Annotated in this window: 8 protein-coding genes; 2 read left to right on the top strand and 6 right to left on the bottom strand. The window is 58.0% G+C overall.

The annotated features are described in order from the left end of the window. The first annotated feature begins 40 nt into the window (after window positions 1–40). Window positions 41–1,183, top strand: coding sequence for an RHE_PE00001 family protein (locus ACI2KA_RS25405; RefSeq protein ID WP_404505219.1), 1,143 nt, complete (start codon window positions 41–43; stop codon window positions 1,181–1,183). Window positions 1,184–1,379: 196 nt separating this feature from the next. Here the strand turns inward: ACI2KA_RS25405 and ACI2KA_RS25410 are convergent, their stop codons facing one another. After that, window positions 1,380–3,260, bottom strand: coding sequence for a UvrD-helicase domain-containing protein (locus tag ACI2KA_RS25410; RefSeq protein ID WP_404505220.1), 1,881 nt, complete (start codon window positions 3,258–3,260; stop codon window positions 1,380–1,382). Then, complete coding sequence (locus ACI2KA_RS25415; protein ID WP_404505221.1) at window positions 3,257–5,620, bottom strand: ATP-dependent nuclease; 2,364 nt, start codon at window positions 5,618–5,620, stop codon at window positions 3,257–3,259. The genes ACI2KA_RS25410 and ACI2KA_RS25415 overlap by 4 nt, the downstream gene beginning before the upstream one ends. 831 nt (window positions 5,621–6,451) lie before the next feature. Here ACI2KA_RS25415 and ACI2KA_RS25420 point away from each other — a divergent pair. Next, complete coding sequence (locus tag ACI2KA_RS25420; RefSeq protein ID WP_404505222.1) at window positions 6,452–9,361, top strand: class I SAM-dependent DNA methyltransferase; 2,910 nt, start codon at window positions 6,452–6,454, stop codon at window positions 9,359–9,361. 76 nt (window positions 9,362–9,437) lie between these two features. On the opposite strand, the gene ACI2KA_RS25425 is transcribed toward ACI2KA_RS25420, so the two are convergent. The 4 genes from ACI2KA_RS25425 to ACI2KA_RS25440 form a co-directional block, all read right to left on the bottom strand. Further along, window positions 9,438–10,397, bottom strand: a complete 960-nt coding sequence (locus ACI2KA_RS25425; protein WP_404505223.1) for an endonuclease domain-containing protein — start codon at window positions 10,395–10,397, stop codon at window positions 9,438–9,440. A 306-nt stretch (window positions 10,398–10,703) separates the two neighbouring features. Beyond that, the gene (locus tag ACI2KA_RS25430) at window positions 10,704–12,047 is read right to left on the bottom strand and encodes an McrC family protein (protein WP_404505224.1); all 1,344 of its coding nucleotides are present in this window, start codon (window positions 12,045–12,047) and stop codon (window positions 10,704–10,706) included. Next, window positions 12,002–14,503 carry an AAA family ATPase gene (locus tag ACI2KA_RS25435; RefSeq protein ID WP_404505225.1) on the bottom strand — a complete coding sequence of 834 codons (2,502 nt, stop codon included), beginning with the start codon at window positions 14,501–14,503 and terminating at the stop codon, window positions 12,002–12,004. The genes ACI2KA_RS25430 and ACI2KA_RS25435 overlap by 46 nt, the downstream gene beginning before the upstream one ends. Before the next feature lie 282 nt (window positions 14,504–14,785). Further along, complete coding sequence (locus ACI2KA_RS25440; RefSeq protein ID WP_404505226.1) at window positions 14,786–17,971, bottom strand: UvrD-helicase domain-containing protein; 3,186 nt, start codon at window positions 17,969–17,971, stop codon at window positions 14,786–14,788. Window positions 17,972–17,973: the final 2 nt, after the last annotated feature.

Genomic DNA, 17,973 nt, shown 5'->3' on the forward strand with positions numbered 1-17,973 from the left:
GACATGGGCAGGCGGCGCTTCGTCATAAATGGAGTGAATCATGATTTGCAGAAAACAGGAATCCCTCCTGCCACCGGATCTGCTCCAGGTACTGATGCGGCCGGCGTTCGACGCCGGCGTCGCATTGACCCGTCTCGACGAGCGCATCGCCCGCTCGCCGGTCGGCGCGGGCTGGATCGAACGCCAAAACTTTGCCGACGCCTGCGCCTCGCTGTGGATCGACGGTGAACTCGTCCATCTCGAGGACCTCGTGCTCCATGATGCCACGCGGGATATTCGCACTCCCACCCACGAACTGACAATTGCCCGCGACGTCTTGCGCACCCGCCGGCGCATCGCCGCCCAACCACCCGGCTGGGCGCTGTCCGCCGACGGCATCCGCTCGCTGCGGAAAACCTCGGAGATCGGGTCAGGCGACGGGGACGCGGCGAAGACCGTCAATGCCAACCGACGCTCGGTCGCTGAAGATCCGGAAGGGGAGGGGGATGGGGACGACGTCGAAAATCTGCCCGGTCTCGACTATGCCGCCATCGATGCGGTGCTTGCACGATCGGAGGCCGCGATCGAAAACGCAAGCCGGCCCGGCCGCGGGGGTGGCCAAGACAAAGATCCGATGATTTACGATCTTGACTGGGACGAAGACGCACGGCTGGACGAATGGCGTGCTGTGTTGCGCCAAGTCGAAAATCTGCCGGCGGTGCTGCGGGCGATCGTTGCCCTCGATGCCTGGAACGAATTGTCGGTGCTTCAGCATGCGCCCTGGCTCGGCCGGCTGTTTGCCGCTTCCATCCTGCGGCAGGCCAGCATCACGTCAGGTGCCCACCTGGCCGCCATCAATCTCGGCCTCAAAACCATTCCCGTCGATCGACGCCGGCATCGCGACCGGGGAACGCGGCTGCTGGCCATCGCCCACGGTCTTTTGGCCGCCGCCGAGAACGGCATGAAAGAGCATGACCGGCTGACACTGGCGAAAACGATGATGGACCGAAAACTGGAAGGACGGCGGACGTCGTCAAAACTGCCGGAGCTTGTCGATCTGGTGATGGCAAAGCCCCTGGTGTCGGCCGGAATGGTGGCGAAGACGCTGGATGTGACGCCGCAGGCGGCGAGGCGGATCGTTTTGGAGCTGGGCTTGCGGGAGATGACCGGGAGGGGGAGGTTTCGAGCGTGGGGTGTGATTTAGCTAGCCTGTCGGCGATCGCTCAAGGTGCCGTGCTGAGGGTCTGAAACGGTCGGATTATAGAAGGTTTACTGGATTAAAGGGGCAAGCGCTCCTTGCGCTGTTGCCAATCCCGCCGCTTGAGAAAAGCTGCATGCAGGCCGGCAGACAGGTTCAGTACGCATGATTTAAGAAAGCAGGATCAGAGCGTGGTTAGGGGTCATGCGAGCATATCTTCGGATAGGACGTCCTCCGGGCGAAAGAAGCCTTTTTCCAAGACGGCCGCCCTCGCGACATCGACGTCGGGAGCGAACCATACGACGGCGAGATCCAGAACGGCTCGTGAGCAGCAGACATAGAACAGGCGCCGCGTGCGCTCGATTGCAGAATCCTTGCCTATAGCAATGTTCTCAATGTCTGTAGGCGACAAGTCGGTGATGCCGAAGTACTTTCCGTAGGAGAACGACCTCATCGCCTCGCCCTCCTCGTCGTCGAGGAGGACCATGACCCTGTTGAACTGGGCGCCCTTCACACCTTGCTGGGTGGAGAAAGGGGAGAGGTCGTCGAGGTACTTCCGGTAGCCAAAGAATTCCTTTGCCGGACAAGCCAGGAAGGCGAGCAGAGGCGGATACTCGGGATCGTGCTCGACGTCGGGGGCAACTGGCAACGCCAGATGTTTCGCCAATCGTTCATCGACGGTCATCAGCGACGTTGCGACGGCGTGTTGAAGCACCTGCCGGACCGTCACATTAGTATCCGTGAACAGGCGCTCCAGTTCGGTCGTCGCCGCGTGCAGGCGCTTCAGGCTGTCTACAAAGCTCTCGCCGTCACGCTGCCCTGGGAGTGCGTTCCCGCCCTTCAGAATCGATACGATCTCAAATTCGTCGCCGTGTCGTAGTGCATTTGCTAGAGGCAGAAGATAGTTCAGGAACGGCCGGAGCGGCCAGGCCGTGCCGTCCGCCAGGCCTTCCTTAAGGCTTTCGGTCGACCTGTCGTTCAACGCCGCATAGAGGCTCGGGAAGCCCAACCGGCTTGCGGCAGCACGATGCAGCAGAACAAGCATCCGAACGTCCGCGTCCTTTTCATCGCTTTTCCAATGCGGATCTGCATTTTTACAACTGAGGTATTCGCGGACGTGTCCTATGCGCGCCGTACGGTGCTCATCGGCGGGAAGGATAAAGATTCTCGCTGTCCCAGCCACGGGTATGTCGGCATCGCCCGACCGCTCGGTCCTGCCGCCTGTCTGCACGAGCCGGTCGTCTTCGGCTCGTATGGCGTTGATGACCTTCAGTACGGCCTGGGGACACCGGAAATTCTCCGGCTTCCTGATCTCGATCCAGCCCTCTTCGAGCGAAACAGCGCCGGATCCCGTTGAGAAGATCTTCTGCATTGGGTCGCCGAAGAAACCAAGGCAGAACTCATGCTTCACGGTAAGAGTCACCGTTCGAAGCGCAGCGATAAACGCGGGCATGGTATCCTGGCTCTCGTCGACGAACAGGACTGGGTACTTCGCGGCGAGGAGATCTCGAAGAAGCTGCTTCTGCTCAAGCAAGGCGGGCACGAGCTTGAGGATGTCCGCGTGCCCAAGGATGCCGTGCCCGTAGTCGCTGCCGGTACCGTAGGTGAACCTCTCCCTGGAGGAAACCGCCTCCTTCTGCTGGCGTAATCTCGTTAGAGTAGCTTCTATCTTAGGCCGAGAGGCGGGCCGAGTTTTAGGATTCGCTTGGCGCGCTTCCTCCTCGGCGATCTTCTCGTCGATTCGAACGATGACCCAGTCACGGATGTCCCACTGGAAAGGCTGGATCAGCGACCACAGGAAGCTATGGATCGTCGATATGCGGCAGAGGGGGTCGTTGCCGACGTCGCTTCGAATTTCGTTCACCGCCACTTCGGTGTAGGTGATGCAGGCGATTTGCTGCCCCCGCATCCGGAGTTGATCGCCCCGCGTCTTGGAAACATACTCCAGCGCCTTGATCAGCGACGTGGTCTTTCCCGACCCTGCGCCTGCGACCATCACGAAGTGCTTCGGAGGCTGGGCGCTCAACGCGTCGCGAAGTTCGACGTCGGCCTGCGTGTCAGGCTTGCCGCTCCTGCTCGTCATACCAATATTCCTAGATCTTCCGCATCCGGTTCCGGACCTGCGCTCCCGAAGTTGTCAACGGCAGGAGGAGCCGGCGTGACCTCGCTCTCAAGCCACCGCAGACCTTCGGCGATGTAGGTGGGGACCTTCCATCCCTTCGGATCCTGCTCCAGAAGCGACAAGGCAAAGTCGGTCTTGCGGAACCCTGATGCCGTAATCTTCTTGTTGAGCCTTTCCGAAATGGCAGCCAGATCAAGGTTCGTAGCGCCGTTCATCTTCAGCCTAAGCGCCTTGCGAGCCTTGTCCTGAGTCCAGACGAGATTCTCAAGGGCGAAGGCCTCTTCCAGGGTGCGTCCGGCGATGAGTGCGACTTCTCCCTTCCATGAGACTTCTACAATGGTCTGGTACGAGACACGTATTAGCGCGTCGTGCGGCGCGACCCTTGCCTGCACGCACTCATCAGCATCGGCAGCGAGTAGGTCGGCGATGAGCGTCTTGCCGGGTAGCCATTTAATGAGCGTTTGGTTCGACGTCACCGCTCCCGGATGACCAACGATGCAGGCAGTCCCAGGTCCGGGCTCGTCATCGTCGTCTTCCGGCTCCTCCTCCGCAGCCTCTGGGACTACCTCTTCTGCGGCTTCTACATCGCCGATCAGGTCGTCGAACATTCCACCCGCGACCGGTGCGATGTCGACTTCGACTTCCGGCTCCGGCTCCGCGCCCGGCAGCACACTATCAATGTCGGTTATGATAAGCGTGGTGATGCCAAGGAATTCCACCAGTTTCCGAAAGCGATGGCCGAAGGCCCCACCGATCTCAAGTACACTGAGATACGCGGCTTGCAACCCTGGAGCCGCCTTGGCGATCATTGCGGGTAGCAGGAGGCGCTCGACGTTGCCTTCGACAAGAACGGCAGCGTCGGCGAAGAAGAGATCGCAATGCGTGAGCTTGAGGTAGCGCTCCAGGAAGAGCCGGGTCTTCGGCTTTGTGTCCCGGTAGAACACCGACAGGTTAAGGACCAGCGACGTCTGCGACCCACCCGGCATGCGCCGAAAATAACGGATCGGTCGGAATCCGCGCTCGTACAGGATATGGGACGAATGCGTGGAGACCACCAGCTGGCTAGTGTAGTGGGCTGCCTCGGGGCCCTCGATCTTCAAGATGTCGAGCACCTTCCGCACGAACACCTGCTGGAGCTGGACATGCAGATGGGCCTCGGGTTCCTCGATGAAGACGAGATGGACAGGCGGCCTGCTTTCCTCCACCTCCATCCACCTTGCATGAAGGTCCAGCAGTTCCACGACCATGTAGATCAGGTTCTTGAAGCCAAGCCCATTGTATCGGTCGGGCAGCGTTGGAAGGACGCCGTGCTGGTCGGCTTCTCCTAGAGCGTAGTGCACCCTTGTTCCGTCCTGCGAGCTCATGATCGCGGCAGGGTTCAATGCAGTCTTGATAAGCAGGCGTGGGTTGCCCAGACCTGGGTATCCAAGCTGGGACAGACGATCGAGAGTAGGTCCGAACACCCTCCCGAGGTGATCGTTGAGCATCGTCTCGGAATCTGCCAGGGCCCGCTGGGCGTCGAAGTCCTCGGCACGCTGCTCCAAGTTTCGCTGGTAGAAGCGTCCAAGAACTCTCGACAGTTCCTCGGAACGGGTCCCGCCCGACGAGTCAGAGAGATGCCGCTGCGCCTGCAGGAAGTCGACCTTTACGAGGCCAGCCAGAATCTCCCTTCCGCCGCGTCCGTTTTCCGAGGAGATGAGACGTGGGACGTATCCTGGCAGTTCGCGGAACTCGCCGTCGAAGCGCGCCTTGTCCAAAACATAGTAACGAAGGTCGAATCCTTTCCGCAGTCGCGCGCCTCCCTCGTCGCGAAGGTAGTCGCAGAGTGTTCGTGGCGAGGGATGGTAGGCCGGCACTCCATCGGCTGCGGGGCGTGCGTTTGCTGCAGCGGCAGCATGAGCAGCCTGATATTCCTGGCGCAGCGTGGCGGCGTCAATCGCCGCGAACTCCACGCGGATGCCGACCGTGCTGCCGGTAAAAGATAGGTTCGGTAGGAGATCTGCTACCCGATGAAGATTCCCAGGTTCGACCCCAAACCAGATGTCCATGGATATCGTCGGAAGCACGGCGCCTGGCAGGCTGGCTCCGAAGCCGTCGATGGAATCCCAGCAGTCCGAGCTGAAGTCATGGATCGAAAACCGCTCTCGCGACGCCGCAGTGAAGAGTTGAAGCGCGTGCGTCGCAGACGTCTTTCCACTGTTGTTCGCCCCGACGAAGATCGAGATATCCGAGGCCAAATCGATACGGGCGTCTTTCAAGCGTCGGAAGTTACGGATACGAAGAGTTTCAATATGCATCAAACAATCCAGCATCAATGCCATTCTGGATTGCATAATAGTCATCAATTAGTTGATTTGTCATCGTCTTGCTGCCATCGCCATTACTGAATTCCGGCCTTCTGTCCATTGCTTCGGAAAGTCGTCCAGCGAAGATCTGGGCTATGCAAAAGGTCATGCGTGCCGTCATCTGATAGCAACGCCAAATTGACCTCGTACACGGCGGCTGACTGCTATTGCGTCAATCCTCTATTTCGGGCAGTGAGCCCAAGGAGCTATCCATGGCGGTGGCGGTTGGACGAGCCAAGGCCGGCAATTGCCATAGGCGCTTCATTCTCTTGTCTAAGCTTACTAGAAGAATCCCATGCGCCCTGATGAGGGATTAAGGATGAAATTGGTGGTTGGGGAATGGCGCGACCACATCCTGATCCGACTTGTGGTTTTCAATGACGATAAACTACGCTCGTCCGCTCAGGCTAGGTAGATGGCGGTAAAAATGGCCGGCGAGGTCTGCTTTGCGGAGCTCCAATTCCTCCAGCGACATTCTTCCGTAGCGGGTCTCTTCCGCCGGCCGATAGGCTAGGAGGGGAGCGTCGAGTACCATGAAGCCAGGGTGGGGGTGGCTTTTCTGCTGTCAGTACAGAAGCACGGCCATCCACCGGGCCGCGCTCGGAGGGTGCTGATCCCACTTTGAACCACTATCCCGCACACCGCCAACGAGCCTGCATGCCCGTCGTCCAGTTCGCAATTAACACTTCTAAAAAGTATACATGATGTAAAGTCATACCAAGATTGCAATTGCGAACTGACGGGCTACTAGTGATCGCGGGGACGCCTTGCGGTCGGTTCAAAGTCCCGGATTAACGATGGGACATCATGACACCGGATAACTTCCTTAAGAAATGGCGAAACGTGGAGCTGAAGGAGCGCTCGGCCTCGCAAAGTCATTTCAATGACCTCTGCGCCCTACTGGGCCTTCCTGACCCGGTCTCCGCCGATACCAAGGGCGAATGGTTCACTTTCGAGAAGGGTGCCAGCAAGACTGGTGGTGGCAACGGCTGGGCCGATGTCTGGCGGCGCGAGTGCTTCGGTTGGGAATACAAGGGCCGGCACGCCAATCTCGATAAGGCCTATGCCCAGTTGCTGCAATATTCGGTGGCGTTGGAAAACCCACCGCTGCTGATCGTGTCGGACATGCACCGCATCGTGATCCGGACTAACTGGACTAACAGCGTCCAGGAAACGCACGAGATCGCACTCGATGACTTGATCGACGGCGCGGTGCGAGACCGGCTGAAGGCGGCGTTCGTAAATCCTGAACAATTCAAGCCAGCCAAATCGCGCCAGCAACTGACCGAGGAGACCGCACGCGACTTCGTTGCTATCGCCCAGCGGCTCCGTGAGCGTGGACATGAAGCACACCGCGTCGCTCATTTCGTTAACCAGCTGGTCTTTTGCATGTTCGCCGAAGACGTCGGGCTACTGCCCGATTATCTGTTCACAAAAATGCTTACCGCCAGCCATGCGCGGCCGGAGCGATTCGAGAGCAATGCCGCCAAGCTGTTCGGCGCAATGGCCGAAGGCGGCGATATCGACTTCACGCCGATCGATTGGTTTAATGGCGGGCTGTTCGCCGACAAAAACGTGCTGCCGGTGAGCAGCGAAGATATCGCGCAACTGCTGAGCGCTGCGCGGCGCGACTGGTCTCAGATAGACCCGTCGATTCTGGGTACGCTGTTTGAACGCGGGCTAGATCCCGCTAAGCGGAGCCAACTCGGCGCGCACTACACCGATCGCGACAAGATCATGATGATCGTCCGACCGATGATTATTGAACCGCTGGAAGCCGAATGGGCCGACGCACTGGCGCGGATCACCGCGCTGGTGGTAAACGCGCCACGCCAGACGGCAGAGAAATTGCTACGCGGCGCGGAACTGGGGAAGCGAACCCGAGCGTTGACGGAAGCACAGGCAATCCACGCGGCATTCATCGAGCGGCTGGCCAATTTCCGTGTACTCGATCCCGCCTGCGGATCGGGCAACTTTCTTTATGTTTCGCTCAAGGCGCTAAAGGACATCGAGCATCGCGCCAACCTGGATGCTGAGGCATTGGGACTGCTGCGCGGCTTTCCGCGCACCGGACCGGAGAATGTGCTGGGGATCGAGCTCAATCCCTACGCTGCCGAATTGGCGCGGGTCTCGGTATGGATCGGTGAAATTCAGTGGATGCGACGCAACGGTTTCGATGCGGCCAAGAACCCGATCCTACGGCCATTGGAAACGATTGAATGCCGCGATGCAGTGCTGAATGGGGATGGGACGCAAGCGGAGTGGCCGACAGCGGAGGTAGTGGTAGGAAACCCGCCGTTCCTTGGCAACAAGAAGATGATTGGCGAGCTGGGCGAGGACTATGTTCGCGCGCTACGCAAGGCCTGGGCGGAAGTCCCAGGCGGTGTTGATCTGGTTTGCTACTGGTTCGCTAAGGCTTGGGCGATGATGGTGCGCGGGCGGCTGGAGCGCGCAGGCCTAGTGGCCACGCAAGCGATTCGAAGAGGAACAAATCGTAAGGTCTTGAACGGGGCAGCTGGTCTTGATGGGATATTCAATGCTTGGAGCGATGAGGAATGGACCGTCGACGGCGCGGATGTAAGAGTGTCCCTCGTCTGCTTTGAGCCACAGAAACGTCACCATGCAGCATTGGACGGCATCCAGGTGGGTGGGATCGGTTCCGATCTCAAGCCAAAATTAATTGAAGCAGAGCCTGCCGCTTTGAATGAGAACAAAGGAGTGGCGGGGCAGGGTACGATCAGCGGTGGGCCATTCGAAGTTGCGCCGGCGGTTGCCCGCGAACTCCTGACTGCTCCAATAAATCCCAACGGTGAGATGAACGCAGAAGTGCTGCGTCCATGGAGGAACGGTGACGATCTGACAGATCGACCCTCTGATTGGTGGATCATCGACTTTGGCGAGCGTGAACAGTCAGAAGCCGCTTTCTTCGAAAAGCCATACGCGTTGCTTGAAGCCGCGTGGGACGCTGAGCAGCGGCGACGTGCTGCTTTGGGAGAGAGGGCGCTTCGTGCTGGTGAACCTAAAACTGCTGCGCGGTGGTGGATTATGCAGCGTCGGCGAACGAAGCTGCTCTCTAAAATAATGGTTCAAAAGCGATATTTGGCGACGCCACGAGTTTCGAAGCATCGGTTCTTTGTTTGGCTCGACCCGAAAGTCATACCCGATACCCGCCTCGTTGTCTTTCGCCGCGAGGATGAAACGTTCATGGGGATAGTTCATTCGCGTATTCACGAAGTTTGGTCGCTCCGCCTCGGAGGCAAGCACGGCGTCGGCAACGATCCCGAGTATGTGCACACTTCAACCTTTGAAACCTTCCCTTTTCCAGAGGGACTGACGCCTGACATTTCCGCAGCGGCCTATGCCGACGACCCGCGGGCGCAGGCGATCGCCACTGCGGCGGCGCGGCTGAACGAACTGCGCGAAAACTGGCTCAACCCCGCCGATCTTGTCGTGCGTGAGCCCGAAGTGGTGCCCGGCTATCCCGATCGCATCCTCCCGAAGAACGAGGCGGCAGCGAAGGAACTGAAGAAGCGCACGCTCACCAATCTCTACAACGCCCGCCCGCAATGGCTGGCGAACACGCACGCCGCGCTGGATGCGGCGGTCGCCGATGCCTATGGCTGGGGCGACGATTGGCGCGGAAAGCGTTTGGACGACGACGAGATCCTGGCCCGCCTATTTGCTCTCAACCAAGCCCGTTCCGCTGGGAAAAGTTAATGTCGGCTTCTTGCCGGGGATAATCAGTCGCTGTCTGGCAGCTAGCGGCCCCATATCGTACATTCCTTTTGGCCGGCTAACGTGGACTCAGACGCTCTGTGCCCACTAGCATGCAGATTTCGTCGATGCACCGATCGAGATCGGCGCTGAGCTCTGTGCCAGTAAAGCGGAGAACGCTCCATCCTTGGCCAAAGAGCCAACGGTCCCGCCGTGCGTCGTGCGTGCGCTGGTATTTGGTCTTGTGATATTCATGCCCGTCCAGTTCGATCGCCAAGCGTTTGTCCGGAATGGCAAAATCCAGCTGATACTTACCTACCTGATGCTGGGGATATAGATGCAGGTCGAGGAAGGCGAGTTCGAAGAACATTCGCTCAAGCGGCGAGTCAAAGGGGTTTGGATTAAAGGCATGCCGGATGGCCGGGTCACGGTTCAGCATTGCTGAGATGATGGTGTCGTCGACGAAGATTGGCAGAAGCGCCGCTCCGTCCTTGGTGGACCGCGTTGCAGTTATATCGGCGACGCGCGCCAAATGCCCCGGCTTTTCCGTATAATACATGTCGACAATGCGGCAGCCCACGCAGGGACAATGCGGCGAGGCTCGGCACCCGCGAGAAATGACGCGCCCGTTGATGGTCGCGGACACCAGGGAGTGGGTAAATGTCTCATCGGTCTCCTGCCGAATTATCAGTACCGCGCTCGGCCGTTCGAAGAGCTTGGTGACCTGCTCCCGGCCAATAGGACCGCGGTAATCCGCAAAGCTCTGCCGATCGAGCGTATCGATGAAGTCCTTGCCCTGCGGGGTGATGGTGTAGGCCATCAGTCCCGGGCGCATTTCTCGAGCGTCTTTAAGATCAAGCGCAGGAAACAACCCACCCGAGGTCTCCACCTCTCCATCGAACAGCGCGCAGGCTAAGCAGCCGCAATCGGTCGAAGCACGGCAGGCTTTCGTCAGCACGAAGGCACCATGCACGGGTGACATAATCACCACGATTCTTCGGCTGACTTCTGTGTGGACGAGAGCGTAGCTCTCTTGCATCAATGCGCTCCGACTCGCTGCTTTGTTTATATTATCGCCGGCTAGGAGTTCGGAAAAGCAGCTTTATAGTTAGGTCACAAAGCGTGGCGTGGGCGGACGCAAGTACCAACAAAAACACAAGTGCAGGCCGTACTTCTTGCTCAGTATGAGGCATCCATTTCTTAGCCGTCAACATTGTAGATGACAGAGGAAATTATCGTGGATGTTCAGCGCGTTGAGTGCTCAGACGTTTGCTGGTTTCTGGTTCGATTCCTTTCAAAACATTAACGTCAATGGGTTAAAGGATCCAAATATGCCAACTGCTTTTCAGCAATCACTTCCTTCTATTACCAGCGCACGAAGCTTAGCCAGTATCCCCAAATTGTTTGATATATCGACGCTAGCGGTCTCGAGAGTGGTAGCATGTCCGGTAATGCGGTATCGAGCATGAACCGCAGCCTCGTGGCCAAGGCCGGGATGGTGAGGATAGAGTAAGGTCATGCGCGGTGCGTTATAGAGCTGGGCATAGGCCATCATCTGATAGACGTCGGCCTGCGAGACCCCCTGCTTGGGATCATCGATCCTTGCAGATATTCTCTTCCATTTCGTGTCGATGACATGAGTAACTGTGCTTCCCTGCCGAATGAGAATATCTGGCTTGGTCTGAAAGAGGGCTCGCCCGTTGTCCTGCGCGCTTAGACAGAATAGGCGTCCGCCCTGTAATGAGACGCTAAGTCCTGTACCCGCCAGTGCGCGGACAAGGGACCGACCAACAAACTCTTCAAATAGCGAGTTCATTTCGAACATCATGGTAGTGCCCTCGCCGCTGCCACTCGTGGTGGTCTGGTAGCGATTTTGCAAGAATAGCCGGGCCATCGAGTAGAGGTCCTGCCATGACCGATTGGTGCGGTCGATCACAACCTGGTCCCATCGCAGAGCAGAAACCGGTTCCTCCGTAATCTCAGCATAGACAAAAGCCAGCTCACGCAGGTGTTGCTGGTTGGTGGGGCGCCTCGAGATTCGCGCCAAGCGTACCACGGCTGCTTTCATGATCCGATTGAGCGGCGTGTCGTTCGACAAAAGGTCGAAGCGGCAAGCAAGTCGCGAAGGATCTGCCGCATGGCGCACAAACTGCCGGGTAATGTCGAGCTGCCCACGCAAAACAGGCAAATCCTCATCGCGGTTGATATAGCGTCGCGGCATGCCCTTACGCAGGGCCTCAGTTAGCTTGGCGCAAAAGATGCGGATCAGGATTTCTAGGAGAGTCTCCCTTTGCCAAGCGAGGTCAGTGATGGCGCCAAGGTCAAGTTTCAGATCGAGCGCAACGGCCAGCATATGCACGAGATGTTTGCGGACCGTCGCATTTTGTTGATCGACGGTCTCACCGGGAGCGACATCGATTTTGGGCAAGATTTCCAAGCTCAGATCGCCCGTCGACAAAATTCCCACCACGCCGCGAGCGCGCAGGGCGTGCCGGCCATGTTCAAGAACTCCCCCGCCACCGCGCCCGGCAAATGGCGAGCGTTCCGCCAGAGCCGCAAGTCGACTTGCATGGCTGTCAGGAATTTGACTCTCGCCGACGCCGTAGACGAGCTTGTCCCATTCGCGGACCGTATAGGCGGGCATCAGGCTGCAAAGTCCGAGAAGTCGAAACTGGTCTTCACGCTCCAACGCATCTTTTCGCCGGCCAATTCGTCATCGGCAAAGCCGGCCGGAGCTGACAATCTTCTAGCCTCAAGGAAACGGGAACCTGTGGCGCCACCGCCATCGCCTAGCACCGCGGCGACTTTCGACCAGTCCTCATAGAAATACTCAGCCAAGAGCGGGATGACCTTGTGGCGCATGACATCTTCGACATCGGCTCGGCTACTGCAGCCGGTGAAATAAGCATGGCCGATTTGGTGTTCGCGATCAAAAAGATACTCAATCCGTTCGTTAAGTTCGATCAGCAGCTTGCACAGATCGATCCCATCTAGATTTCCGGCATTGAGCTGTCGTGCAGCCAGCGCCCGGCGAAGTTCTGCAACATCCGGCAGCAGCTCGCGGAAGGTGAAGCGACGGCGTAAGGCTGTGTCGAGAAGTGCAATTGAACGGTCCGCAGTGTTCATCGTGCCAACGATATGCAAATTCGCCGGCACGCCGAATTCATCTCGCGAGTACGGAAGATGCACTTTTAGTGCATTAGGCTGTCCTAGGCGCTTGTCAGGTTCCAAGAGCGTGATCAGCTCGCCAAAGACCTTTGAGATGTTGGCCCGATTGATCTCATCGATAATCAAGACGAAGGCCTCACGTTCAACGTCGGCGTCGATCTCTGTGATCGCGCTGTTCATATAACGCTCAAGGACCGGAATATTAAGGCGCTCCTTGTTCAGCCCATAGAGTGACCGCATCGTAAAGTTGCCGTCATAGATCTCCGTGACCGGAACGCCCGCTGGATCGTGCCAGAGCCATTGGACGGCACGTCTATGTCCGAACCGTCCCTCGGGCCGTGGGCTATATACATAGGAACCAGTTACCTCGCCTATGGCTCGGATCAAGCGGTTCCCTTTAGAAACAATGATGATATCGCCGACTTTCAGCCGATTGCGAAACGTATCGGTGATCGAGACCCGCCCAGAGTGCATGGAGACCGGCCCCTCGATCTTGCTTTGGACTTCGCACGTTTTCAGGATCTCCTCGGCTTTTTCGAACTTTGGATCGCTCCAGTCGATGTCGTTCCAATCAAGGACGGTATAACCACCTTCGATAACTTCTTCGAAGAGCTCTTGATCGCCAGCATCCCTGCTGAAGCCCACCGACATCTTGTAAATCTGGCGACCTTCAGTGGTGATCCGATTGCTGATCGCTTTCTTGCCGAGCCCGGTTTCAGCTCGTTTCGCTATGCGCCGAAATATCCCGGGTACGGTTTCGAGCCGAAACCCTGCCGAAGTCTCTTCTTCACCATCATCTGATCCAGTAGTAGGCTGGCGACCTTCAACAAAATCCTCATAGGCCATCGATTGATGGAATGTGACGAATTCGATGCGGCCCTCGCCGACAAGGCGGTGATATTCGGCCATTAGAGCAAGGCGGTCGTTCCTGATCGATTCGGCTACAGCATCGCCTAGGCAAAGCCGCACTGCTTCCCAAGCGGTGGCGTAGGTTTTTCCGGTACCGGGCGGCCCGTAAAGAATCAGATTGGTCGTGGCGGGCATCGCGGTGGAAGGTTGAGGCGTCATAATTTTTTGCCGTTCTGGTTCAGCGAACTGATAGGTGAAGATTGTGGAACTACTGGGATTGGGCAGAGTGTGCTTCGGCGCTAAAACATGCGCGAGCTTTTGGAATTTCTCCCCACCGAGTGCACTGCAGATTGCTGGAAAGGCATCGTGCAGTCCCATATCCCGACTAAGATCGCTGGCCCGTATCGAAACTTCTGTCGCGTCGTTCTCGCGGGCCGGTTCGACATAGTAATTGCGGGCGCAGAGTCGGATACGGTCGGCATTATTGGAGAGATGCTCATAACGTTGGGGCGGGGGAACCGGTGCGTTATTAGCCTCAACGATGATGTATCCTACCGCGTGTAACTGGGCCGCGGCATCGGTCCTCTGTCCCCAGCCCCCGTTAAGCTGCGTCTTGTTTCTCAGGAAGCCAACGATCGGTTTCGTAGGGTAGACACGGTTTGACCGATCGCGCGTTGAGCGCACCCAGTAGTCGCGTGGCTCACCAAAGGCATCGAAGAAGGCCGCATGCTCGCCTGATTGCTGATAGCGGTCGTACGCATCCATCGCCATTTCAACTTGCAAACGAGTTGGAGGGCTAACGTGTTCGGTGAGTTCTCGTGTCGCGGTAGGATTCGCTTGCCAGTGACCGCCGTTGCTGTTCCCGTCTATCACCACACCAGCTGCCAGGCTCGGGCTCGTGAAAACGTAGTCTTCTTCAAAGCGGTATAAGGCTGGATTGTCGTCGGGAACGAGAACACCCTCCCTAATCAGCCGATCACGTTCCCCGCGATTTCGTTTCACGGTCGGAGACCCTTCGCGCATCGCAGTTGAGCCAGCCCGAACAAGAAAGCCTGAAGCAACTGGTTTTCCAAAAGCCAATGCCAACTCTTTTTGTATAACCAACCAGTCATTATTATGCGCCTGCACGAAATTGTCCTCAGTGTTCTATAAGTTTGGAACGGCACAAAGCGTGTTTACAAGACACATCTGTTTGACGTTACCGCATTTTTACTTCGCGTCTCTAAAGCTACCACCCGTCACGCCAAACATCTTGCGCGCGCCACGTGCGCTCAGATCTTGAGGTCCATAGATTGCTTCAAGCCGCCAATTCGGGGGACCGCCCAGCCGTCGAACTGGCTCACCGCAGCCGCGAGGCCCAAATTCGTCTTTGCGAAACTATCGTATCGGGCGCTAACATTCCCCAAACCATTAAGCCGTTCCAATCTTCGCAGGATCTGCGGACTGCACGCTGGTGTCAGTCAATTCCAGCCGTCCGTGATCGACCCAAAATATTGCCACCCCTTTTAGTGGATGCTGCGGGAACAGCTCTGGGACCAACCCAGCATAGCTTGATAGCTGAGGCCAGTAGGGACCGAGGCCGTCACCACTGCCGCCAGATTTATGGTCGATGAGCAGGCACCCATTTGATCCGATGGCGAGAAGGTCAATAGTACCTGGGATCTCGGCCCCATCTCGAGTGAAACCAAGCACCGGGATCTCAGCGACAAGGTCTGTATAACCTTCCGCTGCAAGCCAGTTTTTCAGTGCGGTGGCACGCTCAGAAATCATATCGAGTGTGGCTGCGTCCAGTTCCGTCGCAGACGGCAACCCGTGCGCCAGGTCGGGTCGGGTCAGATAAGTGCGCAACGCGAGATGTAGGGCAGTACCACGGGCCGCGTCATTGAGCGTTGTCGGCCAAGGGGCGCCAAGAACGATGCTACGGGTTCCGGGCACCTCTCCCGCGCTGCGACTTTGCGAAGGCTGTAGCCGCCAGGGCGAGAGTGGTATTTCGGCCAAAGGCGTCGCGGGCCCGAACCGGGGCGTTATGCTTGAGACGCTATTTGCAAATTCGGTAAAGCCCGCCATCTCTGGCAATTGTTTAATGACCGCGGCGCAATCGACACGGCCGACCTTCAAGCAGTTGGTCCCGATCTGCGGTGCACAGTTGTCCGTAAAGACATGGAACAGGTTTGTTGCCTCTGGCGCGTCTTCCTCTCGGTCTTTCAGGAACCCGGGCCATTCCAGCACAATCCGGTCGCGCGCGCGTGTGAGAGCGACATAGAGCAAGTTTTTCGCATTGGCCTCGAAATCTTCCCGTCGATCTTCGATAAAGCGGCGCGTAGCCTCTGGCGCCGCAAACCCAGGTGTATGAACAAGCGCGGCCGAGCCAAGCACCACCGCCATATCGTCGATCCGGTCCAATGCATCGAATCGTGTTGTCGTGGAACCGGGCCAATCCTCAATACCGTTATCGAGCTCGGCCACGACAGTGATTGGCCATTCGCGGCCCTTCGAGGCATGCCAGGTTACGATCTCGACCACCTCGGCGTTGTTGGCAGCGGGATCGGGCCGGCGATCAAAATCGCGTTCATTCGCTCGGGCATCGAGCCAGCCGAGAAACACCTTCGCTGTTTCGCCATGGAATCCGGAAGCAGCTTTGAGATCGCGGTGCGCGCGCTCAAACTCGTTTGCCTCAGCCTCCAGTCGAAGGAGATCGGCGCGGGATGCTGCTGCGTTAGGTTGGCAATCTGCCCAAAGGCGTAGGCCTGCGACCGACAGCACCAAATCCAAGGCCGCACCGACCGGAAGACTTGCCATTTGATCGGACAAGGCTGCAAGGCGAATCAGGACCGGGTCATCGGCCAACCGCCCGGCAGTCTGGGCGGAAAGTGCAGTCTGCAGAAGTAGTGGATCGGGGCCCAGCGTGCGCAATAGTAGTCCAGAGTGAATATCGGCCGGGTTCGCGGCAAACGCAAGTGCGGCACGGGCGGCGGTTACAACGGGGCTCGTAGCCCAGCCGTCCTCGCTGATGCGGGCTGGGACACCGCGGGCGCGCAGTTCCTCTGCATAGCGGGCGGCTGTCGTGTGCCGGCAAACTAGCACCGCAATATCTGATGGTCGTGCAGGGCGCGATGCCCTGGTGAACCGGTCGGTTATTGTGTCACCATCCGTCAGGATGGCAGCGATGCGTTCAGCAATGTGTTCTTGTGGTTTCGATGCTGTGCGAACGCTACGCGATTTGGTTGCGATCAACACCTCGAGCGCCGGACCTGAGATCGGATCGCGCGTTGGTGTCAGTGAGTTGTAATGCGCGCCGAACAGGCCCACACCCATTGCATTGACGAACTGCATCACAGCCGGTGTCGATCGCCAGTTGCGATCAAGCGGCTGTGTTGCATCGGGATTCGCCGTCGCGAGAGCCTGTGACAAGCGCGGGTCGGCGCCCTGAAACCCCATGATCGACTGTTTAACGTCGCCAACCAGCAGTGTGCGCGTCGCATGTGCGCCAAGCTGCCAAAGAAGGGCGAATTGCACGGGATTGGTATCCTGGAACTCATCGATGATGACGCAATCTATCTCGCCGAGCACAGCTTGGAGCACGGCAGGGTCGGTGCGCAAAAGTCGTTCCGCCCCGGTAATCATGTCGGCGAAGTCGATTAGGCCCAATGCCTTTTTACGAGTCTCATAGGCTTCCATAACCTCTTGGGCACACGCGATCAGGCAGGAGAGGTGCAACTTTGCATCAGCAAGAGGGCCGGGGTGGGCGGGAAGAACGTCAGCCGCCGCCATAATAGCGGTGGCAAGATCGTCGTATCCTTCCGGCGTCTTGCTGCTTCGGTTCGAGACAAACAAACCGCGTAAGTCGTTCCAAAGCTTCCAGTCCCGGTCGAGAAGATCGGGCGAGTGATGAACCCGTTTGAATAGCGCCAGATTCTTCTCAAGCTTTTCGACATTGCCTTTGGCAGTGATGTGAGCCATGCCGCCTTCCGGGAAGCTCGCAACCATTGTCTGAATAGCCGCTCCCAACGCGTCACGAGCAGCTGTCGGATCTGACAGGACCTTACCATAGATCGTATCCAGTCGCGACAGCGCCGGTGGGAGCAGGCCGCGATCACGCCCTTTGTCACCAAGACCGCGCAAGAGATCAATCATCGACAATACCCGGCCGCGTAGAGAATCTTCGACCGTGTCGCCTGTCTGCCAGTTTGCTTCATAGCCAAAACGTTCTGGCTCGGCCTTGATGGGATCAAGCGATTTCGCATGCGCCAGTGACTGACGGATCAACAGGTCTCGCTCCGCATCACCCAGATGCCGCGGTTGCGGCGAAGCACCTGCCGCTAGCGCATGTTCGGTCAAAAGCCTGAGGCCCAGCCCATGGATAGTTGATACATATGCGCGCTCGACCGCCATAGCCTCCGAAACGAGACCATCTGCTAGAAGCCCGGCACGGATGCGTTCACGAAGTTCAGCCGCAGCGGTCTCAGTGAAAGTCACGGCCAGAATGCGCTCGGGCCTAACCACACCGCGTTTGACCCAGTCAGAAAGCTGGGTCTTAATTCGGTGCGTCTTCCCGGCGCCAGCGCCCGCTGGAACGATTATCAATCCTTGATCCATGG

The organism is Agrobacterium sp. NPDC089420 (assembly GCF_044900305.1).
Taxonomy (GTDB): Bacteria; Pseudomonadota; Alphaproteobacteria; order Rhizobiales; family Rhizobiaceae; genus Agrobacterium.

What these genes read in the sequence shown, in the direction of transcription:
- ACI2KA_RS25410 (WP_404505220.1), bottom strand. Translation starts at nt 3,260, where the DNA reads ATGACGAGCAGGAGCGGCAAGCCTGACACGCAGGCCGACGTCGAACTT.
- ACI2KA_RS25415 (WP_404505221.1), bottom strand. Translation starts at nt 5,620, where the DNA reads ATGGCATTGATGCTGGATTGTTTGATGCATATTGAAACTCTTCGTATC.
- ACI2KA_RS25420 (WP_404505222.1), top strand. Translation starts at nt 6,452, where the DNA reads ATGACACCGGATAACTTCCTTAAGAAATGGCGAAACGTGGAGCTGAAG.
- ACI2KA_RS25425 (WP_404505223.1), bottom strand. Translation starts at nt 10,397, where the DNA reads ATGCAAGAGAGCTACGCTCTCGTCCACACAGAAGTCAGCCGAAGAATC.
- ACI2KA_RS25440 (WP_404505226.1), bottom strand. Translation starts at nt 17,971, where the DNA reads ATGGATCAAGGATTGATAATCGTTCCAGCGGGCGCTGGCGCCGGGAAG.
- ACI2KA_RS25405 (WP_404505219.1), top strand. Translation starts at nt 41, where the DNA reads ATGATTTGCAGAAAACAGGAATCCCTCCTGCCACCGGATCTGCTCCAG.